Raw genomic sequence first — 25,177 nt, 5'->3', positions numbered from 1 at the left:
GCGAAGAATTAATGGCCGGTTTCCCAATCGCGAATAATTAAGGTCAATGACAGCGACTGAATTTTTGCCGTGAGTTTACCCGGTAACGTCCACGAACCATAGGTTTGGTAACGACTGAATTCTAAGTCCCATCCGTCTTGGCTCAGTGACAATAAAGTGCCATTGTCGTCGTATTCAATCGCATCCACTCGTTGATAGGGAGAGGGCACGCCTTTGACCCAGTGCTGGAAATGATCAACGGGTAAATCCCAGCCCAACTGATTTAACAGTAACTGTCGCGGCGATTCGCTGTGATAGGTTTTTCCGCGTGCGACTAAGGTGAATTGATCTGGTTTGGCCGTCATTTTGACAGCGCCTTGTCCGAGCGGGCCTGCAAGATTGATCTGGTAAGAGTCGAGTTCAGATTGTGTCCATTTAAGGCTGGAGCTGGCGCGGTCGTTTTCGGTTTTAATGCCAAGCTTGCCGCGAATTTGCCAGTTGTCGAGTGCAAAGGCCGGGGAGTTGTAAACGGGTAAACTGGATTTTTTACCGATACTTTCACACGCTGACAAGATCACAACTGAGACTGCTAAAAGCAACAGCCGCACAAACGGCTGTACACACTGCTTTGTCATTATTGCTCAGCCTTAAGCCGTTCAATCACGCCTGGAATAATGTCGCTGTCTGGATTCAATCGTAAACCTTCCTGCCAAATCGCTTCGGCTTCCTGCTTTTCACCGACGACCCATAAAACTTCCCCTAAGTGAGCCGCAATTTCATGATCGGGAAAGGCTTTCATGGCTTCGCGCAAATGCGTAATGGCTTGTTGATAATTGCCTAAACGGTAATGAACCCAGCCCATTGAGTCGATAATTGCAGGATCGTCTGGATTGAGCGCGAAGGCTTCGCTGATTAATTCAAACGCTTCTTCAAAGCGATCGGTTCTGTCGGCCAATGTGTAACCCAGTGCGTTTAATGCAGTGGCATTGGTCGTGTCGTAATTAAGAATGGTGCGCAGATCTTCTTCGGTCAGATGAATTAAGTCTCGCTGCTCGTTCGCCATTGCGCGTGCGTACAACAAAGATGAACTCTGCGTGTGGAAGGTTAAGCCTTCGGTCAGAATATTCACGGCTTCTTCCAGCATTGCGTGTCGAACCAACAGGTTGGACTGCGACAGGTACAGGCGTTCTTCTTGCTGCGGGAAGTCTCTTCTTAATTTATTGAATTGATCGCCAAAGTCTTCCAATCGATTTTGGCTTAACAAAATGTCTGACGCTCGGTTGATCGCGAGCATAAAGTCTTGGCCCGCGCCTACTTGTTGGTAATGAACCAGCGCGGTTTCGGTATCGCCTTGAGCATTGGCGATTTCACCTAAATAGAAGTGAGCTGATGAACCGCGATTGGGTGTGTGAATTAATTCGCTGTACAGCGCTTTGGCTTCGTCAAATAAGCCCAATTCTTGGTTGAGCAGAGCGAGCGAGAACATCAGGTCGGGATCGCCTGGTTTTTGCTCGTTCAGTATTTCAAACTGCTCTTTCGAGCCTTCGATATCGTCGTGCGTGAGCAAGCGGGCGTAGTGCAGGCGCAAACTCAAATTGCGAGGATCTTGTTCAAGCATTGAACTCAAGCGGGCTTTGGCTTCGTCGTTGCGTTCGAGTTCGCGCAAAATGTTGGTTTCAAGCTTTGCCGCTGGCACATTCATGGGGTCGTCTTTGAGAACAGCTTGGGCCAACTTAAGGGCTTCATCCACCGAGCCCGACTGGGCTAACAGCAAACCTTTACCGATAATTAATTCGGGTTTCTCGGGGTGAATTTCTAAAAGTTCCGTATACTCTTTGATTAAGCCTTCACGTTGAGTGTCCGTACTTTGTTCGGCTCTGGAGGCAATCGACAAGAATAAAGAATCTACATCTTTTTCCGACAAGTTTTTAGCAAGCTTAATGGATTCCGAGAGGCGGCCGGCCTGGGCCAATTCGGTAGCGGCAATGACTTGGGCTTCTTCGTTACTGGGTTCGAGTTCGAGCCACAACAGCGAAGAGTTAAGTGTCACTTGACGTGCGCCGAGGAAGCGAGCGATACGGGTGGCGCGCGCGGCAACGGCTTTGTCTCGGGTTTGATGGGCCTGTTGTACGTAGTTGCGAAGGGCGATGTCGTAGCGTTGGCGATCGCCAGCAAGCTCGGCAACCATCAAGGAATAAAAGGTTTCGGGCTCGAAGTTTTTATAGACGATTTCTGGTTCAGTTTGCGCTTTCTCTTCAATGGTTTCATCGGATACTAACGGCTGCTGGGTAGCGCACGCCGCGAGCAATAAGGTGCTCGATACCCCGAAACATTTGGAAATTCTGAGCAACGACTGAATTGTGAAGTTCAAAAGTAAGACCCCTAAAATGTGGGCAATCGACGATTCAATGTAACATCTTTAAATCGATTGGCTTCTAGCGATTGCTTTGTTAACACACTTAAATATAAAGGTGTTTATCGCTAAAATGGATTTGAGTTTATCTATAATTTTAGCTTTTATCCTTCTTTACCCTTGTCAGAGCCAAAGAAGATGCGGACAATTCACGACTTTTGAGCGGTAAATTGAAATCTAAGTTCCGCAAAGTTTATTTTTAACGGGAAGTTCATTCAATTTCCATGGCATTACTTGCATTAGGCATAAATCACAACACGGCTTCTGTAGCATTACGTGAGCAATTGGCATTTAGCCCAGAACAAATCGAGTCTGCGCTATTGTCTGCGATGGAAACCGGTTTGTCGGAGATTGCGATTCTCTCAACGTGTAACCGTACAGAAATTTACGCCCAGTCTCAGGATGAATGCAACCAACTTTTAACTTGGCTATCAAATTACCGAAATTTAAGTTTTGACGAGCTCAACGCCAGTCACTACGTGAAAACCAGCGAAAGTGCGATATCTCACATGATGCGTGTGGCTTCTGGTTTAGATTCGTTGGTACTGGGCGAGCCGCAAATTCTCGGTCAAATGAAAGCGTCGTATGCGCACGCCCGAGAAAGCGGCACAGTCGGACCCGTGTTACACGACGCCTTCCAACAAGTGTTTGCCATTGCAAAGCGGGTTCGCACTGAAACCGCCATCGGTGAAAACCCGGTATCTGTGGCTTATGCAGCGGTCAGTCTGGCGCAACAGATTTTTAGCGATCTGAAAAAAGACACCGCGTTATTAATTGGCGCCGGTGAGACAATCGAGCTTGTGGCGAGACATTTGTCCGAGCAAGGCATTAAATCCATTATAGTTGCAAATAGAACGCTTTCGAGGGCGGCAACCCTTGCCGATGAGTTCGATGGTAAGGGTATTTTGCTCGAAGAAATTCCAGAAGTGCTTCCCCACGTTGATATCATTATTTCCTCAACCGCCAGTCCACTGCCGATTCTCGGCAAAGGCTCCGTTGAAGCGGCGCTAAAAGTCCGTAAGCATAAACCCATGTTTATGGTTGATATTGCCGTTCCGCGCGATATCGAAGAGCAAGTAGGCGACCTTCCCGATGTTTACTTGTACACCGTCGATGATCTCAGCGATGTTATTCAAGAGAACCTTCGTTCGCGCCAAGAAGCGGCGGAGCAGGCCGATGAAATCATTGCCGATGGCGTTAAGTCTTACGTTAGCGGCTTGCGTGTACAAGATTCGGTCTCTACTATTCGCGCTTATCGCAAGAAAGCTGAAACGCTGCGTGATGCTGAATTACAAAAAGCATTAAAGTCGTTGTCCTCAGGCGGTGACCCTGAAAAGCTCATGCAGCAACTTGCCCGCAACTTAACCAATAAGTTGTTACATTCACCTACCGCAAAATTACGCCAAGCCAGTGCTGAAGGCCGAGCCGATTTGATCGGATGGACACAAGAGTTGTTCGATCTTGACCAGCAAGACCTCACTTAAGGCTGTTAATTAAGACTTTATATGAAAGATTCTATTCTCGAAAAACTCGAGCGATTGCAAGATCGTTATGACGAAGTAGCGGCTTTATTGGGTGACGCTGACATTATCAGCGATCAAGATAAATTCCGTGAATTATCCAAAGAATACGCAGAACTTGAGCCGGTGGTGAAAACCTTCAGTAGCTACAAAACCGTGCTTGACGACATCACCACTGCAAAAGAAATGATGAACGACGGCGATTCCGACATGCGCGAAATGGCGCAAGAGGAGTTAAAAGAAGCCGAAGAGCAAAAAGAACCGTTAGAGCTGGAACTGCAAAAACTTTTGTTGCCGAAAGACCCCAACGACGAGAAAAACGTGTTCTTGGAAATTCGTGCCGGAACCGGTGGTGACGAAGCGGCTATTTTTGCCGGTGATTTGTTCCGTATGTACAGCAAATACGCCGAAACACGGGGCTGGCGGGTTGAACTTACCAACGCCAATGAAGGCGAGCACGGCGGCTACAAAGAAGTTATCGCGCGTATTGTCGGTCAGGGTGTGTACTCGCAATTGAAGTTTGAATCGGGCGCTCATCGTGTACAACGTGTGCCAGAGACCGAATCCCAAGGCCGAATTCATACCTCTGCGTGCACTGTCGCAATCATGGCCGAAGCCGATGAGTTGGAAGAAATCGATATCAACAAAAACGATTTGCGTATCGATACCTTCCGCGCCAGCGGTGCCGGTGGTCAGCACGTCAACAAAACCGATTCTGCCATTCGCCTCACGCATTTACCCACCGGCATTGTGGTGGAGTGCCAAGACGAGCGTTCGCAGCATAAAAACCGCGCCCGAGCGATGTCTTTGTTGGCCTCAAAATTAAAGTCTGAGCAAGAATCGGCGGCGGCGCAGTCCATTGCCGACGAACGCCGTAACTTGGTGGGCAGTGGCGACCGTTCAGAACGCATCCGTACCTACAATTATCCACAGGGTCGCGTTACCGATCATCGCATCAACTTAACGTTGTATAAGTTGGCAGAAGTGATGGAAGGTTCTTTGGACGAGGTGGTTGGGCCATTAGTGAACGAGTATCAAGCGGATCAGCTTGCTGCGCTCGCCAATTAATTCTGTCCTTAGCGATTAACTTCAAGGCACGCAATGACGGTATCGAGTTCGAATTCAGTCGCAGAGACGTCATCCATCGCTGAGTTGCTGGTTTGGGCGTCGTCTCAATTCGTCGACTCAGATTCTCCGCGTTTGGATGCCGAACTGCTGCTGGCATTTGCGCTGAAAAAAGATCGCACTTACCTGTTTACCTGGCCGGAGAAAACGCTCTCTGGCGACCAATTTCTTTGTTTTCAAGAAAGCGTTACTCGGCGAATTCAAGGCGAGCCGGTCGCTTATCTGATGGGCGAGCAAGGGTTTTGGAGTTTGACGTTAAATGTTAATCCATCGACACTGATTCCCCGCCCTGAAACCGAGTTACTGGTAGAAATCGCTTTAGAAAAAGTGTCTTCAACCGATGCCAACGTGCTTGATTTGGGTACGGGTACCGGTGCTATTGCCCTAGCGTTGGCAAGCGAACATCCGGCTTGGTCGGTCACGGGTGTTGATTTCAGTTCAGAAGCGGTCACTCTTGCTCAAGAAAACAAAACACGTTGTGGGTTAACAAACGCCGAGTTTTTGCAGAGCAACTGGTTTGATTCGCTCGATGATCATCGCCGTTTTGATTTGATTGTCAGCAACCCGCCTTACATTGATCCCGAAGATATTCATTTGAGCCAGGGCGATGTGCGCTTTGAACCCAAAAGTGCGTTGATCTCTCAACAAAAAGGTCTCGCTGATATCGTTACTATTGCTACCCATGCTCGGGAATTTTTGGCTCCCGGCGGTTGGCTTATGTTTGAACACGGTTACGATAAAGGCAATGATTGTCTTCAATTGCTTCAAACATTGGGTTATCAACAAGTTGAAACTCGCCAAGATCTGGGTGATCGAGACCGAGTAACTTTGGGCCGTTTTCGGTGAAGTAGGTGATCGTGTGAATGATGAGCAATTACTGCGTTACAGCCGCCATATTTTACTGCCGCAAATTGATATTGAAGGGCAGCAAAATATTATTGAATCTCGTATTTTGGTTATTGGTCAAGGTGGTTTAGGGTCACCAGTAAGCCAGTATTTGGCCGCATCTGGAGTGGGCGAGCTGGTGTTGGTTGACGATGATCTTGTTGATTTGACCAACTTGCAGCGTCAAATTGCTCACAACGAATCTTCTGTTGGTAAAAACAAAGCTCAGTCGGCCGCCGAGTCGGCTCAGGCGTTAAATTCCACCGTCAAAGTAACTCACCTATCACAACGCTTAGATGCTACCAGTCTGCAAGAACAGATTCGTGACGCTCGGGTTGTCGTGGATTGTACTGATAATCTATCGACGCGATTGTTAATAAATCGCACCTGTTGGCAGGAAAGGACGCCCTTGGTTTCGGGCGCTGCAATCGGTTTTGAAGGGCAGTTGCTGGTGGTTGATCCAGCACAGCAGTCAGCCTGTTACCGTTGTTTGTACGATGAGAATTCGGATACCGAACTGAACTGCTCTGAAAGCGGTGTATTCTCGCCGTTGGTGGGGGTGATCGGTTCCATGCAAGCGTTAGAAGCGCTAAAAATAGCTGCGGGCCTACCATGTCATCCCGGCAAGCTCACCATTTATGATGCTATCGCCAGTCGCTGGCAAACGTTGGCATTACCCAAGTTACCGGACTGTCCCGTGTGTTCTAACAATTAGTGTGTTCTAACGGTTAACTCGCCGCCTGTGGCTTGTATTGGCGAGTGAGTTTTCTCAATCGGAAATTCAGCAAGACAGCAGCGCAGCACAAACCGACGATAATTCCCGTCCAGAAGCCGAAAATACCCCATTCTAAGCCGTGCGCCAGCGCGTAACCGCAGGGGAATCCAATCACCCAATACGAAATTAACTGCATAACCATTGGCACCTTGGTGTCGCCAAAGCCGCGTAAACCACCCCAAGAACCAACCTGCACCGCATCCGCAATTTGGTACAGCGCACACAGCAATAACAGTTGCGACACCAGCTGCTGTACATCGACATCAGGGGTGTAAATTTCTGCGACGAAGTCTCTTAACGCCACGGTGAGTAGCGCGGTGGCAAAGGCAATCGCAGTTGCCAGTTTGACGCCGGTAAAAGCGCTAAAACGAGCGTGCACGTTTTGATTACTGCCTCGGAGGCTGGCACAACGAATACACAAGGCTACGGAAAACCCCAGTGGAATCATGTACACCAGTGAGCTGAAATTAATCACAATTTGGTGACTGGCTACCGGCAACGTGCCGAACGGAACTACAAATAACGCGATACTTGAGAAGAAAAAAACTTCACTGCCAGTGCCCAAGGCTAAGGGAACACAAATGGCGAGATGTTTTTTCATGACGTGCCATTTGGGTTTCCAAATTCGATTGAACAAATTTAAGCGCTGGTATTTTTTCTGTTTCGCAAGAAAAATCGTAAGCACAATGGCGATGATCCAATACGACAGAACACTTGCCCACGCACAACCCACAGGGCCCAATTCTGGAAAACCAAATTTTCCAAATACCAGTAAATAATCAAAAATTAAATTCAGTAAAAACAACACGCCATTGGTCAGCATGGCGAGTCCGGTATCGCCGATGGCTTCGCAAGTACCGCGCAACACCGCCGCCAGTGTGTAGCCAAAGCAACCCAAGGTGAGCACTTGTAGGTAATCAATGGCGATGGTGGTCAGTGTGCCTTCGGGTTGAACCCAGCGTAACCAAACAGCGCTTAAAGCTAAAATGATGCTGATAAGAACCGCGGTAAAAAATCCAATCCAAGCTGTTTGATGCACTTGAAAACCGATGCGCGAGAGCCGTTTACCGCCGTGAAATTGCGCGGCAATGGTTGCTGTTGCTCCGCACATGCCTAAAATCATGACGCTCAGTGCTGACCAAATGCTCGCGCCAATGGCGAGACCGGCAAGTGCATCGGTACTTACTTGAGCTGCCATAATCGTATCGGTGGCAGACATAGCAATAATGGCCGTGTGGCTAAAAATCAGCGGGGTGCCGAGTTTAGCGATCACTTTTATTTCTTGAGTTGTCTGTGCCATGTTTATCAATACGGTTAATGGTAAAACGGAACTTGCGAATTCACGTACTTAAGCGTTGCTAATCGGCTTAGGGTGAGTATCGGTTGAAAAGGGTGGGGATATTAGCGAAAGATCAGCGTTTGTGCTTTGTTTTTCTTGGCCATTTACGCATTTTAAAGTTTTGCTTACCTTTATAAGCGCAGGAGTTTACCTAGGCGTGAAAATTTACGCTGTATTAAGTGAATAATTCTAACGCCACTTTATTTGTGTAATGGTGTTCGTCTAACGTCATAACAGATCAAGTTTATGTAGACTTGTGCGATAGTATTGCGTAAGACTTAATCAGAGGCTTCTTAACTAGGTTTTTAATTACAAGTAAGTCTATTTTGTTGTAACTTAGTTTTTGAATAAGTGCTCTAAATTTAAGGAACTTCTTTCATCTCGTCGTATTCTATGAATACTACGATTTAATGCACGCACGCTAAGATTACCCGCAATTTCGTTGTGACAATAAGACCTTATCTCGAATTGATCGATGAATTCCGGCGAATTATCGAGCGAGTGCGTTATTTTTAGAGAAAATTCCAGTAAGCGAAATACTGAGTTCAGTAAAATTTATTTGATCAGGTGGCTTGGTGTATTGCTGTGAAAAAGCGAGGCGTGTTCCTCGCTTTTTATATTGTTAACCAAGTTGACACCGTTAATTGATATTCAAAAAGTGTATTGACAGCTGTGTTAGAATGGACACTTTTTGCTCCAAGAGAGAAATTAGGTTTGATAGCCAACTTTGCAATAAAACCCGTTTTGTTCAGTCCAGAAGAGCAGTCTATGAATACTGCTTCACACTCCGATTCTGATGATTCCAAACAAAATTCTGGTGAGGGTGGTGACAAGCGCCGCCGTCGCTCACGTCGTCGCAAGAAAACAAGTCAGTGGGACATAAGCCAATTTCAGGTAGAACCGCGAGAAGGTAAAACGCGTTTTCACGACCTTGGTTTACCTGACGAATTAATGCATGCCGTTCACGATTTGGGTTTCCAATACTGCTCACCCATTCAAGCCCAGGCTCTGCCTTTTACCCTAGACGGCCAAGACTTAGTCGGTAAAGCTCAAACCGGAACCGGTAAAACTGCCGCGTTTTTGGTGGGCACTATCGAGGATTTAGTCAATAACCCTATTGAGAAAGAACGCTACGCAGGTGAGGCCAGAGCGTTAATTTTGGCACCCACGCGCGAACTGGTTCTGCAAATTGCCGAAGACGCAAAAAACTTAACCAAATACACCGATCTAAAAATTCATACTCTGGTTGGTGGAATGGATTACCAAAAGCAGCAGGATCGATTGCATTCAACCTTGGTTGATATTCTGGTAGCAACACCGGGTCGATTATTAGATTTTGTAGGCAATGGTGATGTTCATCTAGATCTCGTCGAAGTTTTGGTGATTGATGAGGCCGATCGCATGTTGGATATGGGCTTTATTCCACAGGTTCGCCGAATCGTTCGAGCAACGCCGCAGAAATCCCACCGCCAAACGTTACTGTTCTCTGCGACTTTTACTGACGACGTTATTAATCTCGCCGAACAGTGGACAGACGAAGCGGTTCGAATTGAAATCGAGCCGGAATCTGTTGCAACCGATACCGTTACTCAACGCATTTATTTGGTGTCTACCGAAGAAAAATTCAGTTTGTTGTTTAACCTGTTACAAACCGAAGACGTTGAAAGCTTAATTGTCTTCGCCAATCGCCGCGATGAGTGCCGTGATCTCTATCACCGTTTGTTGGATCACGACATTAAAGCCGGTTTGCTCAGTGGTGAAATTTCCCAGAATAAGCGTGTTCGCACTCTAGACGGTTTTAAATCTGGAAAATTAAAAGTGCTGGTTGCCACTGACGTTGCTGGTCGTGGTATTCATATCGATGGTATTAGCCACGTTGTTAACTTTACGTTGCCAGAAGAGCCTGAAGATTACGTTCACCGCATTGGCCGAACGGGCCGTGCAGGTCGAAAAGGTACGTCCATCAGTTTTGCCTGTGAAGATGATGCGCTGCGTTTGGAGCCAATTCAAGTACTTGTGGGTGAAACGCTGACCTGTGAACAGCCGCCTGAAGAGTTGTTGAAGGCCATTCCTGAGGTAGAACCAAAACCTCGCAATACCGAGAGAGATGGCCCACGCCGACACAGCCGAGGCCGCCGTAGACCGCCTCAAAATCGAGACTAGTTTTATTTCTAGGCTAGGAAATCTAGCCTAGGTCTCATCAATAAAAATCGGTCTCGCTTAAGCCAATCGAGATGTTGGCTGCTCTTTAATCCATAAAATGGTTCCACCGGCAACAGCAGCTGGTAACACAAAAATGTTTACCAGCGGAATGGTGGAGCCAATAAAGACCAAACTGCCAAATCCCCACGCACTGAAACGTTTTTCAGCCAGCCCTTCACGAAATTGCGTAAAGCCAATTTGATTGTTGTCAGCGCAGTAATCTGAGTATTGAATCGCCATTGACCACGCTGCCCACAAAAACAGCAGTACGGGTAAAAAGAATTGCGCCAATGGAATAAATCCGAGAATAAAAGCGGCGATAAACACCAAAAATCCTCGGGAAATAAAGTACCAAAGTTTCACCAGCTCCCGACCCACTGTGCGAACGGTCATTGAAACAATGGATTCGCTCGGTGGCGTGTTACCTGTGATGTGCTCTTCTACGCGTTCGGCAAGAAAGCCATAAAACGGAGCGGCAAGAATATTGGTGATGACGCTAAAACTGTAACCGTAGAGAACAATCGCAATAAACGCCGAGAGCACTGAAATAATCCAGGCGATGGTGCTTTTAAATCCTTCAAGCCAACTCCAATCGGGAATAGCGCCGACCATGGCGTCAACAACGTCAGAAAAGTAATTGAACATCACGCTGGTCAAGACAATAAAAATAGCGATATTGACCAGAATCGGAACAATAATAAAAAGTCGAAATTTCGGTTTGGTGATTAGCTGCGCTCCACTAACCAGGTAGTTTGCGCCTGTGATTAAATTACCGCTGCTCAAAGGATTTCTCTATTTGGACTGGGATTGTTGGGCAAGATTGACTCGTTAGATGTTGTGAGTCAAATTTAGGTTTAAATGGAATGATGTGATTTTGTGGAAAGTTGAAGAATACATCGACGGGCCTTCCTTGGGTGAGACCCGAAGGAAGGCACACAATCGGAATTACTTGAAAACCTAGACTGCGCCGTTATCAGTTAAGATTTTTGCGTAATCAGCGCCTGGGCGATGGCTTTGAACCTGGGCCAGTAGGGTTTTGCCGTCAGGGCCTGCCGCGTTAATGTCTCTGCCTTCTGCCAAGAAAAATTGAACGAAGGTTTTGAAATTTTCCGCTTTCATTCCACGGTAGGCTTTTTCAAGCACGTGAAAATCAGGATTAACACCTTCCGGTGCAGGAAACAGCAAAAAGCTTTTTACACGCTCGTCGTCGAAAACTTCTCCGAGAACTTTTTGCTTATCTTTTTTAAGTGCCATAACGTCTGAACTCTCTCACGGTTAAAGAAGCGCGTTGAGCTTCTCTATTAATATTTTATTGATCGCCTGTGGGTTGGCTTGGCCTTTCGATGCTTTCATGATTTGTCCAACAAAGTAACCCAACATTTTCGGGCGTTTGTCAGGATCAGCATTGCGATAGTTTTCAACCTGTTTGGCCGAGTTGGCGATCACCTCATCGGCCATTTTTTCGAGTGCGCCGGTATCGGAAACCTGTTTTAAGCCTTGCGACTCAATGATTTCATCGGCGCTGGTTCCTTTGCCATCCCATAAAGCTTCAAAGACCTGCTTGGCAATTTTACTCGAAATTGTGCCGTCTTGGGTTCGTGAAATAACACCGCCCAATTGTTCGGCCGTTACTGGGCTGTCTTTGATGGATTTCTCTTCAGCATTCAGTTTTGCTGATAACTCACCCATAATCCAGTTGGCCGACTGCTTAGCGTCATTTGAAGTTTTTACCAATTGCTCAAAGTAGGCGCTGGTCGCGGCGTCAGCAGAAAGAATGTCAGCGTCGTAATCACTGAGTTGATATTCTTCTTTGAAGCGGGCGGCTCTGGCTTCGGGCAATTCTGGCATTGCTGCTTTGATGGCATCGACGTAGGCGTCATCAAAGACAACAGGCAGCAAGTCTGGGCAAGGGAAGTAACGGTAGTCGTTTTCGTCGGCCTTTTTGCGCATGGTTTTCGCGGTGCGTTTGTCGCCGTCGTACAAACGGGTTTCTTGATCGATAACGCCGCCGCTTTCTAATTCTTCGATCTGACGATCGACTTCCATCTCAATGGCTTCTTCCATGAACTTAAAGGAGTTTAAGTTCTTGGTTTCGGTTCGCGTACCAAACGGAGTGCCTGGTTTGTGCACTGAAATATTGACGTCAAAACGCATGGAGCCTTGGCTCATTTCGCCGTCACAAATACCCAGTGATGTGACTAAGCTGTGCAGTTTTTTCGCAAACGCCACGGCCTCTTCGGCGCTGCGTAGATCGGGCTCAGAAACAATCTCAATCAGCGGTGTGCCGGCGCGGTTTAAATCGATGCCGCTCATGCCGTGAAAATCTTCGTGCATGGATTTTCCGGCGTCTTCTTCAAGGTGCGCGTGGTGAATGCGAATGGATTTGGTGGAGCCATCTTCCAACGTGATTTCCACTTCACCGGCACCCACAATAGGTTTGGCCAACTGCGTGGTTTGGTAGCCTTTGGGGAGGTCGGGGTAAAAGTAGTTTTTACGCTCGAAAACGGATTCTTTGCCGATTTCAGCGCCAATGGCAAGACCGAACATAATCGCGTAGCGGAAAGGCTCTTCGTTGGCGACTGGAAGTGTTCCAGGCATGGCCAAATCGATGGCGCTCGCTTGAGTGTTGGGCTCTGAGCCAAACGCGGTGCTGGTTGCAGAAAAGAGTTTCGATTTTGTGGCCAATTGAACGTGTACTTCTAGGCCAATTACGGTTTCCCAAGTCATTTTTTAGCCCTCCTTAGTCCAAATCCGGCGCGGTCAATGTGTGGAAATCGGTCGCAAGTTGGAATTGGTGGGCAATGTTCAATAGTTTGCCTTCAGCGAACGCCGGACCAATGATTTGCAAGCCAACGGGTTTGTTATCCACAAGCCCACACGGAATCGATAATCCAGGCAAACCAGCGAGGTTAGTCGCAATGGTGTAAATGTCTTCGAGGTACATAGCAACTGGATCAGAGCCTTTTGAATCGAACTTAAAGGCCGGTGATGTGCAGGTTGGTCCCATGATCACATCGACGTCTTTGAAAGCCTCATCGAAATCTTGTTTGATCAAGCGGCGCACTTGTTGTGCTTTGTTGTAGTAAGCGTCGAAGTAACCCGCTGACAGCGCGTAGGTACCAACGAGAATACGGCGTTTCACTTCTTCGCCAAAGGCTTCGCCGCGGCTGCGTTTGTAGAGGTCTTCTAGGTCTTTTGGATTTTCGCAACGGTAACCGTAACGAACACCGTCAAAGCGCGATAAGTTTGCCGAACATTCAGCCGGTGCAATGACATAGTAAGCAGGCACGGCAAGACTGCTGTGCGGAAGACTGATTTCTTTAATCTTCGCGCCCATTTTTTCGTATTGATCGATGGCTTCTTGAACCAGAGCTGCGGTCTCGATTTTTAAACCGTCACCGAAATATTCTTTAGGTACACCAATGGTGATGCCTTCAACCGAAGTCTCTAGGTTTTGGAGATAATCTTCTTTGGCAACATCAACGCTGGTGCTGTCTTTTTGATCGAAGCTGATTAAGGAATTCATCATGATCGCGGCATCTTTGGCGCTGCGAGTGAGAACACCGGCTTGGTCAAGGCTGGAGGCAAACGCGATCATTCCGTAACGAGATGCGCGGCCGTACGTGGGTTTAATGCCCGTTAAACCACAGTGACTGGCGGGTTGGCGAATAGAGCCACCGGTATCCGTCGCCGTTGCACCTGCTGCTAGCATGGCTGCAACTGATGCCGCTGAGCCGCCGGAGGAGCCGCCGGGAACACAGCGTGTGTCCCACGGGTTTTTCACTGGCCCATAGTAACTGGTTTCGTTAGATGAACCCATCGCGAATTCATCCATGTTCACTTTACCGAGCATCACTGCACCGGCATCAAGGTAATTTTCCACAACCGTTGCGTTGTATGGCGGTACGAAATTATCGAGCATTTTAGAACCGCAGCTGGTTCGAACACCTTCGGTACAGAAAATGTCTTTGTGCGCGATAGGAATTCCGCACAAAGGATTACTGTCGCCTGAGGCCAAACGCTCATCGGCAATTTTTGCCTGAGCTAAGGCGATTTCTTCGGTGACAGTGACGTAGCTGTTGAGCTGCGGGTCAATACGTTTGATTCGGTCTAAATAGTGTTGGGTTAATTCAACACTGGAAAATTTTTTATCCCTCAAGCTTTGGGCAAGCTCGGATATGGATTGTCGATGCATTGGGATTTGTCCTTATGACAAAGCTCGATAAATTCGCTGATAGTTTGGTATTGGTTGAGGTGAATATCCAAAAGCCAATGGTTTTTACAGAAGTTGCTTTAACCTGCGTCTATGACTTTAGGTACAAGGTAAAGGCCATTTTCCGACTCTGGAGCGATGGCTTGGAATGCTTCACGACGATTGGGTTCGTTCACCTCGTCGCTGCGCAAGCGTTGAACGGTGTCGAGAGGGTGAGCCATAGGAGTGACATTATCGGTATCAGCAGCTTGCAGTTGATCAACCAACGCCAATACATCACTGATACGTGCAGCAACCTCTGAAACTTGGCTGTCGTCGATTTCGATCATGGCCAAGTTGGCGAGTTTTTGAATTTCAGAAGAGTCCAAAGTGTACTTCCTGCCTTTAACGTTTGTAGTCGAATGATTCTAACTTGTTTACTTCAAATTGGGGCCGGGGCCAACTTTGCAAATAAAAACAATCCAATTTGAAACTTATTTGAGATTTTAGAGTTACAAAAGAAGGAATTTTACCTGCCAGAAGTTTGCATTTACAGGCTTTAATGCTTTTCTTGCTAAAGGAAAGTAGGTTTAGCGTTGATTTGTTGGGAAAATGCGATGATTTTATCGAGTTACGCCAAACTTGCTCGATTGCTACCTTGCCCAAAAGTCTCGCCATTGTTAGAGTGCACGCACTCAAAATCAGGTGAAGTGTCTCTGATTTCCCAAATTTTATTCCGTGATCTTTTTTTGAACATCACGTGGTAGTTTAAGGCTTTGAAAATTATTTAAGGTACGCACAATATATGTTAATGCCAAAGCGTCTGCGCGGCATGTTCTCCAACGACTTATCGATTGATTTGGGAACGGCCAATACTCTTATTTACGTACGTGATCGCGGCATTGTTTTAGACGAGCCTTCTGTGGTTGCAATAAGAACTCATAACGGCCACAAAATTGTTGAAGCCGTCGGTGTTGAAGCCAAGCGCATGCTTGGACGTACTCCTGGCAATATTACCGCCATTCGACCGCTAAAAGATGGTGTGATTGCCGACTTCCAAGTGACTGAAAAAATGCTTCAGCACTTTATTAAAAAAGTCCACGAAACCAGTTGGTTCCAGCCTAGCCCTCGCGTACTTGTGTGTGTTCCTTGCCTTTCTACAGAAGTAGAAAAGCGCGCTATTCGTGAATCTGCATTAGGCGCTGGTGCGCGTGAGGTTCGCTTGATCGAAGAGCCAATGGCCGCAGCTATTGGTGCTGGTCTTCGCGTTGAAGAAGCCAGCGGTTCTATGGTTGTAGACATCGGTGGTGGTACGACGGAAATCGCGATCATTTCTTTAAACGGTGTGGTGTATTCCGATTCTGTTCGCATTGGTGGCGACCGCTTTGATGAAGCGATCGTAAACTACGTTCGTCGCAATTACGGCAGCGTTATTGGTGATGCCACGGCCGAGCGAATCAAGCAGGAAGTAGGCTGTGCCTACGCGAGCAGTGAAGTTCGCGAAATCGACGTGCGCGGTCGCAATCTTGCCGAAGGTGTGCCACGCAGCTTTTCTCTCAATTCCGATGAAATCCTCGAAGCCTTGCAACAACCGCTAGCGGGTATTGTTCAAGCGGTGAAAAGTGCGTTAGAGCAATCGCCTCCAGAACTGGCTTCTGATATCGCCGAAAGCGGAATCGTGCTTACCGGTGGTGGCGCGTTACTTCGCGATATTGATCGCCTGTTGAGTGAAGAAACCGGTTTACCTGTGATTGTTGCCGAAGATCCGCTGACTTGTGTTGCTCGTGGCGGAGGTCGTGCAATGGAATTCATGGATACTCACAGAATCGACTTACTATCGAGTTAATTCTGAGCCTTGATCGTGCTGACTCGTTGACCCCCAGTCTTTGAGTCGGCCGTTATTTATAATTTTAGATTATAATTTGCTCTATATTTATTGGGCAATTCTCGACGTTAGCTAAATTAATATAGATACTCTGGGGCTTCACTATTAAACCGCTGTTTTCAAAAGGTTCATCAACGCTGTCGCGATTGACGTTGTGGGTTATGTTGCTCACGGTCGTGATTGTGCTGCTGGACGTTTTCACTCCCTATTTAAAACCCGTTAAATCACAGTTATCCACAATCTCGGTGCCGTTTTATTGGGTGACCAATATCCCTTCTCGAATCAGTGAGTGGGGGCAAGACAATTTGGTCACACGAGAGCAATTATTAGACGAAAATAGAGCGCTCAAAGAACAATTACTCATACATCAACGCCGATTGCAGGGCATGGCGGCGGTGGTCACTGAGAATGTGCGCCTCAGAGAATTAATGAATTCTGCGGAAATGGTCGCCGAGCAAGTGCTGGTGGCTGAGATGATTGGTGTGTCTTCCGATCCACTCGTGCACAAAGTAGTGATCAATAAAGGTTCAAGAGATAACGTCTATATCGGCCAGCCGTTGTTGGATGCCCAAGGACTGATGGGGCAGGTTGTGGAGGTGGGGCCGTTTTCAAGTCAGGTGTTATTGATCACCGATTCCACTCACGCGTTACCTGTCGAGGTAAACCGCAACGGTGTCCGCGCCATTGTTGAAGGCATTGGTGATTTGTACCGCATGGAGTTGCGCCATGTCTCCAATACCGTAGACATTGAGGTGGGGGATTTGTTGGTGAGTTCGGGGCTCGGTCAGAAATTCCCGCGCGGCTATCCTGTGGGCACTGTGACAGAAATCATTCACGATCCGGGTCGGCCGTTTGCCGGAGTTCATGTTGAGCCGATGGCGCAGCTCAATCGCAGTCGCCATGTATTGTTGGTTTTCCGAGACAGCTCAACGGCTCCTGAGGATGTGCTGACCGAATCGGATTTGTCTGAGGTGCGTTGATGCAAGCATCGAGAGCGCACAATCGTTGGTTCATTTTGGTAACACTCATTATTGGTTTAACCCTGAGTGTAATGCCCGTCCCCGACAAAATCAGTTGGCTGCGCCCGCAGTTTGTGGTGCTTATTTTTATCTACTGGTCGTTGGCACTGCCACAAACCATTGGGATTTTGAGTGCTTGGTTTGCCGGTATTTGCTTGGATGTGGTGTCCTACGCAATCATTGGTCAGCACGCGCTAGCAATGGTGGTGGTTGCGTACATTTGTCTGTTGTCTTATCAACGAATACGAACCTACATGTATTGGCAACAATCGGTTTGGGTGTTTGTGATGGTGGGCATTCATCAGTTGTTTGTTAACTGGGTGCACAGTTTAACGGGGCACTCAGCTCACCCATCGCAATTTTTGCTGCCCGCGTTTGCCAGCGCTTTACTGTGGCCGTTAGTGCACACTGTATTGGAGCGGTTTCGAATTCGTTATCGCGTTGCTTGATTGGCTAATATTCGCTGTTGAGTTTTCCGGGCTCTATTTCTTTCGTCGCTTATCGTACGTTTACACGGTATTTCTATGTCTCAAGTCGATTTAATTCTCGCCTCTCAATCCCCTCGTCGCCGTGAACTCCTCGAGCAAATAGGGGTTCGGTTTGCTGTTGATGTTGCCGATGTTCCCGAAGTGCATCAGGTCGATGAAAGCCCCAGTGATTACGTTCAGCGGTTGGCATTGGCAAAGGCCAAAAAAATCAGTGGGCGCCGCAGTGACGGCATTGCCGTTTTAGGTGCAGATACAATTGGCGTGTGCAATGGTTTGATCTTGGAAAAGCCGACAGATTTGGACGATGCTAAACGAATGCTCAAGTTAATGGCCGGCAACTGCCATCAAGTCATCAGTGCTGTTGCCGTTGTTTGCTCGGGCCGACAAGCCGTTGGCGTAAGTGAAACCAGTGTTAGGTTTAAAGAAACCATTGACGATTACTTGATCGAAAAGTACTGGCAAACGGGTGAGCCTCAGGACAAATCTGGCAGCTACGCCATTCAAGGTTTGGGAGCGGTTTTTGTGGAAAGTATCCAAGGTAGCTACAGTAATGTAGTGGGCTTGCCCATTGAAGTGGTGACGCCAATTCTCGCTCAGTTTGATGTGCCCATTTGGAGCGCATAATCACAAGAAATGTGACGTGAGTTTGATCAGGTCTTGAATGTGGTTATTAAACGGTGAGAGGATAGAGAAAACAGACAGACCATTTCATTCATGAGATTTGGTGTCGATAATAAGAAAGGTATTTCTTGATGTGCCTGTAATTGGCCAGGAATGGCGAAATCTAACGACAAGACATAGATTATGAGTGAAGAGTTACTGATCAACTTTGCCCCCACCGAAACCCGCGTTGCCCTCATTGAAAATGGTGTTCTCCAAGAAGTTTATATCGAGCGAACTCAAAGCAAAGGCTTTGTTGGTTACATCTTCAAAGGAAAGGTTGTTCGAGTCTTGCCCGGCATGCAGGCGGCGTTCGTCAATATTGGGCTTGAGCGCGCGGGATTTATTCACGCGGCCGATATCGCCCCGCTCGACGAAAATGGCATGGAAGATCGAAACGCACAAGTGCCGGATATTCGAGACATTGTTCACGAAGGTCAAACACTCACCGTGCAGGTGACTAAAGATGCTATTGGAACCAAAGGCGCGCGTTTAACCACACATTTATCGGTGTCGGGTCGTTATTTGGTGTATATGCCACAAACCGAACACATCGGCATTTCTACCCGTATCGAAGACGAAGGTGAGCGCGAACGACTGCGTAACTTGGTCGAAAAGGGGGTGGAAGATCTGCAAGAAAAGCCCGATGGTGGGTTTATTGTCCGTACCGTTGCCGAAGGTGCTCAAGAAGAAGATCTCATCTCCGACATTCCGTTTTTACAAAAGATGTGGGCGGATTTAGCCCAGCAAATCAAAAGTGCTCGTGTTCCCTCGATTATTTATCAAGATTTGCCGCTGTTTATGCGCACTCTGCGTGATTTAGTCAAACCTCATATTGAAAAGGTTCGCGTTGATTCTCGAGAAGTCCACGGGAAAATGATTGAATTTTCAAAACAATACGCCCCAGAAATTGCCGGAAAAATCGAGCATTATCCGGGCGAGCGGCCTTTGTTTGATCTCTACGGAGTAGAAGACGAAATTCAAAAAGCGCTCAGCACCAAAGTGCCGTTGAAATCTGGCGGCTATTTATTGGTGGAGCAAACCGAGGCGATGACCACCATTGATGTCAACACGGGCGGTTTTGTTGGTCATCGAAATCTTGAAGAAACCATCTACAAAACCAATTTAGAAGCCGCCAGTGCGATTGCTCGGCAGCTGCGCTTGAGAAATATTGGTGGAATTATCGTAGTCGATTTTATCGACATGAAAGAACAAGAGAATCAGCGCCAAGTATTGAGAACGCTCGAAAAAGCTATGGAGAAAGACCACGCCAAAACAACCATTACCGGCGTGTCGGAATTGGGGCTGGTTGAAATGACTCGCAAGCGAACCCGCGAATCGCTCGGTCAAATTATGTGTGAGCCGTGTCCGGTGTGTGATGGTCGCGGCAGTTTGAAATCTGCGCAAACGATCTGTTACGAAATCTTTCGAGAGATTTTGCGTGAGGCGAGAACCTACGATACGCCTAAAATTCTGGTGTTAGCGTCTCAATTGGTGGTCGATTGTTTGTTGGATGAAGAATCCGCAAATGTTGCCGATCTCGAAATGTTTATTGGTCGAGAAATACAATTTCAAGTCGAAACTATTTACAACCAAGAGCAGTACGACATCATTCCAATATAACCTTCAAGGTCGCATCAGCTTATTTTTAGAAGGTAATGTCATTGTGGGAAATCATTTTTTGGATTTGAACCACAATATTTACATTAAAAAATCTTTCCAAATACTTTTCTGGTATCTTCCAGTTCTAAACTCAACAAAGATCAGCTCCGCGCATAGGTTGTTGATTCAGTTAAGGTACAGAAGATACTGGGATAATCGTCAACATTGGGTAGAGACCAATAATCGAAGTCGAAATTTATTGGTTTGGAGCCATTGCTGGCAATCATGGTAAGTTGATGCAGTTCAAAAATGACTAGTATTAGGTGAGTTGGCCACTGGTTTTTGAACGGTTATTTTCGGAACGCTGAATTGATTTTATTCTTACAAAAACATTTTGTCGGATTTTTAAAACCTCACGTTGGTTGGGGTTGGCAATGAAAAAAGCGTTGGCAAAATCAGCGAATGTTTTTTGGTTGTGTTTAGCCGTATTAATTATTCTAACGGCGGTTTTTGTACAAGTGGGCCGTTTGATGGCGCCGCTGGTTAAAAACAACCAAGAATATATTACGCAAATTATCAGTGATGAAATTGGCAGTGATGTGGTGGTGAATTCCATCAACGCGCGCTGGAATCAATTATCCCCATCTATTGCTGTCGACAGTTTAAAAATCTACCCGTCGCGAGACTCTTCAGTTTCCATCGCAGATTCACACGACCAACACGTTTCTCAATCATCGTTATCTAAGTCTTCTTCTCCTAGTGTTGAAATTGAATCCATTGCTCTTGAACTCGATCTGTTGCAGAGCCTGTTTCAAGGTCGTTTAATCTGGAATGAAATCAGTCTTGCCAATGCCAAAATTGAGTTGAAGCAACAGCAAAATGGCAATTGGCAATTATCCGGCATTCAAACAGCAGCTCGTCGAAATAAGCAAGCTTCCATAATTGACGATCCAGTGGACATCTTTTTACTGGCGGATCGCTTACAAGTGAACGATGTTTCACTCATGCTCGAAAGTTACGAAGGAAAAACGCTGGAATTATCCGTTACTGATATCGAATTTCAGAATCAACAGGATTTTCATCGTTTGGTGGCGAATATTAATGTCGACGATCAATCCGTTGCGAATGCCGTATTAGAAGCGTACGGTGATCCTCGCTCCGATGCTGAGCGCGATGTTAAAGGATTTATTCAGCTGGTTGATTTCCCGATGGCTGAGTTAAAAAACTACATCACCAATTTTGATGTCGCCATTGAGGGTTTGGATACCGAGCAAGATACATTAAACATTAATGTTTGGCTTTCGAGTCAAAAGCGTCATGTGTATGCATTTAACGGCGACTTTGAGTTGGCGTTAACCGAAACTAAAATTAATGATATTGATGTTCCAACATCAGTGAGCACTCGCTTTGGCGGCTCACTCAATACGGTGCCCGCCGATTTTGAATTTAATATTCAAGTGCAGGATTCATCGGTGCAGTGGCAACAAAAAGCGTTGAATCTTGAGTTGCTCGATATTGCATTCACTGATTCTACATGGCGAATTAAAACCCCCAGTATTTTTCTGCCGAAGTTGACTCAAAGCGCACGTTTATTTTCGGAAAATAATCCTAAATTACTTGAGATCTTAGATTCGCTAAATCTACAAGGCGAATTAACTGCGACTGAAATCCGTATTCCTACTAACGATATTAAGCAAACGCGATTATTAACCGTCGCAAATTCTGTATCTGTGGGTGCGTTTCAAGGTGCACCACAACTGACTGGAGTGAATGGATTTATTTCTGCGGGAATCTCTGGTGGTGAGATTACCCTCGATTCAAACAACGGTTTTTCGATGTGGTTTCAAACGGCATTTAATGAACCTATGGTGTTTGATTCTGCTCACGGTCGCGTTGCCTGGCGGTTGTCTCCTGAAGACAATAAAGTATCTATTTTTTCTGATGTGTTAACGCTCGACGGCGATATTGGTACCGCTATTGGCGTAGCTTCTGTTGACCTTCCCTGGATCGCAAAAAGTCGTCCGTCAAATTTAGATTTATTTGTTGGTCTTACAAATTCTGATGTTTCTTTTCGCAGTCAACTGTTGCCTAAATCTCTTGAGCCGGATTTAAAAGCTTGGTTGGATCAATCAATTAAATCCGGTGATATTAGCGCGTCAGGTTTTGTTTATCGTGGTCGTTTATCTCCGGGAAATAACGAAATCACAACTCAGCTTTGGATCGAACTTGAACAAGGTGAATTGGCTTACCACGATGAATGGCCTGCACTAACGCACATAGACGGCAGAATTGAATTAAATTCCACAGTGGTCAGTGCCCAAGTCAGTTCTGCTCAGTTGTGGGAAACCCAAATATCCGAAGCTGAATTGTCGGTTGAGCGCATTAACGACCAAACTATGCTGGCGGTTAAAGGCAATGTGGTTGGTCCAGGCAATGACGGTATTCAGTTGTTAACCACGACGCCTATTCGCGAACAATTGGGATCTGTTTTTGATGAATGGACCCTATCGACCCCATTTAATGGCTCGGTAGATTTGAGTATTCCGCTAACTTCGGGAGAACAGGAAGGTTACCAAGTTGTTGATTTGTCATTAAAACCGGGCACGTTGGTAATGACAGATTTGGATCTGTCGTTTGATTCTCTTGAAGGTCCGCTGTTATTCGACAGCCGCACAGGTTTACACAGCGATGGTATCGATTTTAAAGTGTGGGATCAGCCTGCTTCAGCGATTATTGTTAGCGAAGGCTATACCGAGGTTTCTACATCAGCTTCAAATACCGTTGATGAACAAGAAGCTTCAACTCGAATTTTATTTTCTGGCTTGACCAAAATTACCGACGTACAGCAATGGCTTCAAAGCCCAGAGTTATTATTTGCCGATGGTGAAACAGCATTTCACGGTGAGCTTTTTCTTCCCGGAGAGAAAGATTCGACGCAACCGGTCACTTTGACCGTGCGCTCAGAGTTAGAAGGTGTGAGCATTGACCTACCGGAGCCTTTTAACAAATCTCCAGAGATAGAATCACCATTCGCGGTAACTTTAGAAATTAATGACGATATTAATCTTTACCGTTTGAGTTTGTCCGATTGGCTGAACGGTCGTTTGGTCAGTAAAAAAGGTGTGCTTGAACAGGTTGATATCGCAATTAATGATCAGCCGCATTTAAAAAATAAAGGCATTCATGTTCACGGTTTAATGCCGCGTTTTAATTTGGATGAGTGGTTGGACGTTCTTGATCAATACGAAATTTATCAAGATCAGGTGGTGAGTGAAGGCGATTCTGAATTAGACGTGGGATTTGAATTTGCGCTTTACAATAGCCAGATTAAATCCTTCGAAATTCCCAATGCGAATGTTACCGGTAAGCAACTTTCGGATCGTTGGTCGATTGAATTTAACAGCGACCTTGCAGCAGGCTTTTTAGAATTGCCGTTGTCTGATACCGAAAAAATGACCGCCAGCTTCAATCACTTGTATTTGCCCTCCAGTGACGATGAGTCTGAAAGCGATGCAATCGATCCGTTAGCAGACATTGATCTGTCAGCAATTCCACCAGCTTATGTTTCGATTAAGGAACTTAAGCTCGGCGACGATCAGTATGGGACTTGGTCGTTTGAATTAAGCCCAAACAATAATCGTTTGGTTGTGGATAATATTGTTGGCAATGTTCATCAATTGAATTTTACTGGGATTGACTCAGACGGCGCTCGGTTGGTGTGGGAATCGTATGACGGGCAAATGCGAACGCATTTTCTTGGCAAGGTTGACTCTAATAAAATCGACGATGCCTTGGTTGCTTTTGACCAACCGAAAGTGTTGGAATCTTCTGATGCTGTATTCGATGTGGATTTGAGCTGGCCAGGTTCCCCAGCTGCGATTGAAATGACTGCTTTAGAGGGCAGTGTGCAAGTCGATATGGAGCATGGCCGATTTATTCGAGCAGCTGAAGGCGGCGGTGACGCTATATTGCGTTTGGTGGCACTGTTTAATTTTGATTCCTGGGCTCGCCGTTTACGTTTGGGTGTTTCCGATTTGGTTGAAAGCGGTATGGCGTTTGACCGCATTGATGGAAAACTGGAATTTAAAAACGGCGATTTATTAATTCCTTCGCCTATTATTGTGAAGGCACCATCGAGTTCATTAAGTTACGCAGGCAACATTGATTTAATCAACGAAGAATTAGACACCACCTTAGTGGCAACTTTGCCGGTGGGTGGAAATTTAACCTTAATTGCAGCGCTTGCAGGCGGATTACCTGCCGCTGCCGGTGTTTATGTCGCGAGTAAACTGTTTAAAAAACAAGTGAATAAAGTGGCGAGCTTGAGCTATAAAATTAGCGGCACTTGGGAAGATCCAAAATCCGAATTTATTCGCTTGTTTGATGATAACGCCGCAAAAAAAGCCGGTAAAAAAGCCGATGAAGAAGCCTCGAACGCTTCTCCAGAGGGGGATCCCAAGGCGCTTTTGTATCCTATACCGGTTAATAGACTCTACGATTTATTAAGTTCAGCTCCGGTGTAGCCCAGAGCTGCATCGCATGTTACCCAATAAAAAAATCTGTGTTTTATTATTTGTTCTTTGTTTTATCCAACCACAGATTTAATTAATGTGTAGAGCTTTCGAGCGCTGGCTGGGGGCTTATTGGCTTTCTTTTCGTTTTGCGCATTGCGAATAAGCTGGCGCAATTGCTGTCGATCAGCATTGGGGTACTGGTCAAGAAAAGCTTGCAGCTCATTCATGTCTTCCAGTAAACGATCACGCCAGTTTTCGCACAAGTGGTGTACTTGAACGTGATTTTCTTTTTCTTGGGTCAGTTGCTCAAACGCTTGTATTAGTGCTTCTGGATCTCTGTTGCGAATCAATTTGCCAATAAATTGAATTTGTCGACGACGGCTGTTGCTCGCCTTCATTTTTTTCGCAATTTTCACCGCATCTAGCAGTGCGTCATCGAGCTGTAATTCCAGCATTTGTGTCTCATTGAGCTGGGTCAGCTGATCGCCCAGTTCTTGCAGTTGCTGCGACTCTTTTTTAAGTTGCGTTTTACTGGGAAGGGAATCTTCGTCGAATTCAAAATGGTCTTCGTTGTTCATA

Annotated in this window: 20 protein-coding genes; 11 read left to right on the top strand and 9 right to left on the bottom strand. The window is 46.4% G+C overall.

Annotated features, from left to right (window positions below):
• Nucleotides 1–8 precede the first annotated feature (8 nt).
• Nucleotides 9–614: a lipoprotein insertase outer membrane protein LolB gene (lolB, locus tag LU361_RS02575; protein WP_233086749.1), complete on the bottom strand. Its 606-nt coding sequence runs from the start codon at nucleotides 612–614 to the stop codon at nucleotides 9–11.
• Nucleotides 614–2,350, bottom strand: coding sequence for a tetratricopeptide repeat protein (locus tag LU361_RS02570; RefSeq protein ID WP_233086748.1), 1,737 nt, complete (start codon nucleotides 2,348–2,350; stop codon nucleotides 614–616). The genes lolB and LU361_RS02570 overlap by 1 nt, the downstream gene beginning before the upstream one ends.
• Before the next feature lie 266 nt (nucleotides 2,351–2,616).
• Here LU361_RS02570 and hemA point away from each other — a divergent pair, with 266 nt between their 5' ends.
• From hemA to LU361_RS02550, 4 genes are read left to right on the top strand one after another with little or no spacing between them, the layout of a single operon-like run.
• Nucleotides 2,617–3,876, top strand: a complete 1,260-nt coding sequence (gene hemA, locus LU361_RS02565; RefSeq protein WP_233086747.1) for a glutamyl-tRNA reductase — start codon at nucleotides 2,617–2,619, stop codon at nucleotides 3,874–3,876.
• 21 nt (nucleotides 3,877–3,897) lie between these two features.
• The gene (gene prfA, locus LU361_RS02560; protein ID WP_233086746.1) at nucleotides 3,898–4,980 is read left to right on the top strand and encodes a peptide chain release factor 1; all 1,083 of its coding nucleotides are present in this window, start codon (nucleotides 3,898–3,900) and stop codon (nucleotides 4,978–4,980) included.
• 33 nt (nucleotides 4,981–5,013) lie between these two features.
• A complete protein-coding gene (gene prmC / locus LU361_RS02555) occupies nucleotides 5,014–5,883 on the top strand; it encodes a peptide chain release factor N(5)-glutamine methyltransferase (RefSeq protein ID WP_233086745.1) in 870 nt (289 codons plus the stop codon).
• Nucleotides 5,884–5,896: 13 nt separating this feature from the next.
• Nucleotides 5,897–6,637 carry a HesA/MoeB/ThiF family protein gene (locus tag LU361_RS02550; RefSeq protein WP_233086744.1) on the top strand — a complete coding sequence of 247 codons (741 nt, stop codon included), beginning with the start codon at nucleotides 5,897–5,899 and terminating at the stop codon, nucleotides 6,635–6,637.
• Nucleotides 6,638–6,650: 13 nt separating this feature from the next.
• Here LU361_RS02550 and LU361_RS02545 read toward each other — a convergent pair whose 3' ends face one another.
• A complete protein-coding gene (locus LU361_RS02545; RefSeq protein ID WP_233086743.1) occupies nucleotides 6,651–7,997 on the bottom strand; it encodes an MATE family efflux transporter in 1,347 nt (448 codons plus the stop codon).
• An 807-nt stretch (nucleotides 7,998–8,804) separates the two neighbouring features.
• Between LU361_RS02545 and rhlB the strand changes: the two genes are divergently transcribed.
• On the top strand, nucleotides 8,805–10,199 hold the full coding sequence (gene rhlB, locus LU361_RS02540) for an ATP-dependent RNA helicase RhlB (RefSeq protein WP_233086742.1): 1,395 nt from the start codon (nucleotides 8,805–8,807) through the stop codon (nucleotides 10,197–10,199).
• A 57-nt stretch (nucleotides 10,200–10,256) separates the two neighbouring features.
• On the opposite strand, the gene cysZ is transcribed toward rhlB, so the two are convergent.
• The 5 genes from cysZ to gatC form a co-directional block, all read right to left on the bottom strand.
• Complete coding sequence (gene cysZ / locus LU361_RS02535; protein ID WP_233086741.1) at nucleotides 10,257–11,021, bottom strand: sulfate transporter CysZ; 765 nt, start codon at nucleotides 11,019–11,021, stop codon at nucleotides 10,257–10,259.
• Nucleotides 11,022–11,195: 174 nt separating this feature from the next.
• Nucleotides 11,196–11,492 (bottom strand): PA4642 family protein, encoded by a 297-nt coding sequence (locus LU361_RS02530; protein WP_233086740.1) that lies wholly within the window; start codon nucleotides 11,490–11,492, stop codon nucleotides 11,196–11,198.
• A 21-nt stretch (nucleotides 11,493–11,513) separates the two neighbouring features.
• Entirely contained in the window at nucleotides 11,514–12,965 is a 1,452-nt protein-coding gene (gene gatB / locus LU361_RS02525; RefSeq protein WP_233086739.1) for an Asp-tRNA(Asn)/Glu-tRNA(Gln) amidotransferase subunit GatB, read from the bottom strand.
• 13 nt (nucleotides 12,966–12,978) lie between these two features.
• Nucleotides 12,979–14,433 carry an Asp-tRNA(Asn)/Glu-tRNA(Gln) amidotransferase subunit GatA gene (gene gatA, locus LU361_RS02520; protein WP_233086738.1) on the bottom strand — a complete coding sequence of 485 codons (1,455 nt, stop codon included), beginning with the start codon at nucleotides 14,431–14,433 and terminating at the stop codon, nucleotides 12,979–12,981.
• A gap of 98 nt (nucleotides 14,434–14,531) precedes the next feature.
• Nucleotides 14,532–14,819, bottom strand: a complete 288-nt coding sequence (gene gatC / locus LU361_RS02515; RefSeq protein WP_233086737.1) for an Asp-tRNA(Asn)/Glu-tRNA(Gln) amidotransferase subunit GatC — start codon at nucleotides 14,817–14,819, stop codon at nucleotides 14,532–14,534.
• Between the two features lie 422 nt (nucleotides 14,820–15,241).
• Between gatC and LU361_RS02510 the strand changes: the two genes are divergently transcribed.
• The 6 genes from LU361_RS02510 to LU361_RS02485 all read left to right on the top strand — a co-directional run bounded on the left by LU361_RS02510 (nucleotide 15,242) and on the right by LU361_RS02485 (nucleotide 24,607).
• Nucleotides 15,242–16,276: a rod shape-determining protein gene (locus LU361_RS02510; RefSeq protein ID WP_233088190.1), complete on the top strand. Its 1,035-nt coding sequence runs from the start codon at nucleotides 15,242–15,244 to the stop codon at nucleotides 16,274–16,276.
• A 125-nt stretch (nucleotides 16,277–16,401) separates the two neighbouring features.
• Nucleotides 16,402–17,295 carry a rod shape-determining protein MreC gene (gene mreC / locus LU361_RS02505; RefSeq protein ID WP_350337996.1) on the top strand — a complete coding sequence of 298 codons (894 nt, stop codon included), beginning with the start codon at nucleotides 16,402–16,404 and terminating at the stop codon, nucleotides 17,293–17,295.
• Nucleotides 17,295–17,783, top strand: coding sequence for a rod shape-determining protein MreD (gene mreD / locus LU361_RS02500; protein ID WP_233086735.1), 489 nt, complete (start codon nucleotides 17,295–17,297; stop codon nucleotides 17,781–17,783). The genes mreC and mreD overlap by 1 nt, the downstream gene beginning before the upstream one ends.
• A gap of 75 nt (nucleotides 17,784–17,858) precedes the next feature.
• Nucleotides 17,859–18,446, top strand: a complete 588-nt coding sequence (locus tag LU361_RS02495) for a Maf family protein (RefSeq protein WP_233086734.1) — start codon at nucleotides 17,859–17,861, stop codon at nucleotides 18,444–18,446.
• A 180-nt stretch (nucleotides 18,447–18,626) separates the two neighbouring features.
• Nucleotides 18,627–20,105 carry a ribonuclease G gene (gene rng, locus LU361_RS02490; protein ID WP_233086733.1) on the top strand — a complete coding sequence of 493 codons (1,479 nt, stop codon included), beginning with the start codon at nucleotides 18,627–18,629 and terminating at the stop codon, nucleotides 20,103–20,105.
• 413 nt (nucleotides 20,106–20,518) lie between these two features.
• Nucleotides 20,519–24,607: a YhdP family phospholipid transporter gene (locus tag LU361_RS02485; protein ID WP_233086732.1), complete on the top strand. Its 4,089-nt coding sequence runs from the start codon at nucleotides 20,519–20,521 to the stop codon at nucleotides 24,605–24,607.
• Nucleotides 24,608–24,669: 62 nt separating this feature from the next.
• Here the strand turns inward: LU361_RS02485 and yjgA are convergent, their stop codons facing one another.
• The gene (gene yjgA / locus LU361_RS02480) at nucleotides 24,670–25,176 is read right to left on the bottom strand and encodes a ribosome biogenesis factor YjgA (RefSeq protein ID WP_233086731.1); all 507 of its coding nucleotides are present in this window, start codon (nucleotides 25,174–25,176) and stop codon (nucleotides 24,670–24,672) included.
• Nucleotide 25,177: the final 1 nt, after the last annotated feature.

The organism is Sessilibacter corallicola (genome assembly GCF_021290925.1).
GTDB classification, from domain to species: Bacteria; Pseudomonadota; Gammaproteobacteria; order Pseudomonadales; family Cellvibrionaceae; genus Sessilibacter; species Sessilibacter corallicola.
Note: the sequence above shows the minus strand (reverse complement) of the source record. Positions and strands in the feature narration are given on the sequence as shown.

Excerpts from the sequence above, each read along its gene's own strand:
- rhlB (WP_233086742.1), top strand. The coding sequence starts at position 8,805 with ATGAATACTGCTTCACACTCCGATTCTGATGATTCCAAACAAAATTCT.
- lolB (WP_233086749.1), bottom strand. The coding sequence starts at position 614 with ATGACAAAGCAGTGTGTACAGCCGTTTGTGCGGCTGTTGCTTTTAGCA.
- LU361_RS02485 (WP_233086732.1), top strand. The coding sequence starts at position 20,519 with ATGAAAAAAGCGTTGGCAAAATCAGCGAATGTTTTTTGGTTGTGTTTA.
- rng (WP_233086733.1), top strand. The coding sequence starts at position 18,627 with ATGAGTGAAGAGTTACTGATCAACTTTGCCCCCACCGAAACCCGCGTT.
- prmC (WP_233086745.1), top strand. The coding sequence starts at position 5,014 with ATGACGGTATCGAGTTCGAATTCAGTCGCAGAGACGTCATCCATCGCT.
- LU361_RS02545 (WP_233086743.1), bottom strand. The coding sequence starts at position 7,997 with ATGGCACAGACAACTCAAGAAATAAAAGTGATCGCTAAACTCGGCACC.
- hemA (WP_233086747.1), top strand. The coding sequence starts at position 2,617 with ATGGCATTACTTGCATTAGGCATAAATCACAACACGGCTTCTGTAGCA.
- gatB (WP_233086739.1), bottom strand. The coding sequence starts at position 12,965 with ATGACTTGGGAAACCGTAATTGGCCTAGAAGTACACGTTCAATTGGCC.
- yjgA (WP_233086731.1), bottom strand. The coding sequence starts at position 25,176 with ATGAACAACGAAGACCATTTTGAATTCGACGAAGATTCCCTTCCCAGT.
- LU361_RS02530 (WP_233086740.1), bottom strand. The coding sequence starts at position 11,492 with ATGGCACTTAAAAAAGATAAGCAAAAAGTTCTCGGAGAAGTTTTCGAC.
- gatA (WP_233086738.1), bottom strand. The coding sequence starts at position 14,433 with ATGCATCGACAATCCATATCCGAGCTTGCCCAAAGCTTGAGGGATAAA.
- LU361_RS02510 (WP_233088190.1), top strand. The coding sequence starts at position 15,242 with ATGCCAAAGCGTCTGCGCGGCATGTTCTCCAACGACTTATCGATTGAT.
- LU361_RS02495 (WP_233086734.1), top strand. The coding sequence starts at position 17,859 with ATGTCTCAAGTCGATTTAATTCTCGCCTCTCAATCCCCTCGTCGCCGT.
- mreD (WP_233086735.1), top strand. The coding sequence starts at position 17,295 with ATGCAAGCATCGAGAGCGCACAATCGTTGGTTCATTTTGGTAACACTC.
- prfA (WP_233086746.1), top strand. The coding sequence starts at position 3,898 with ATGAAAGATTCTATTCTCGAAAAACTCGAGCGATTGCAAGATCGTTAT.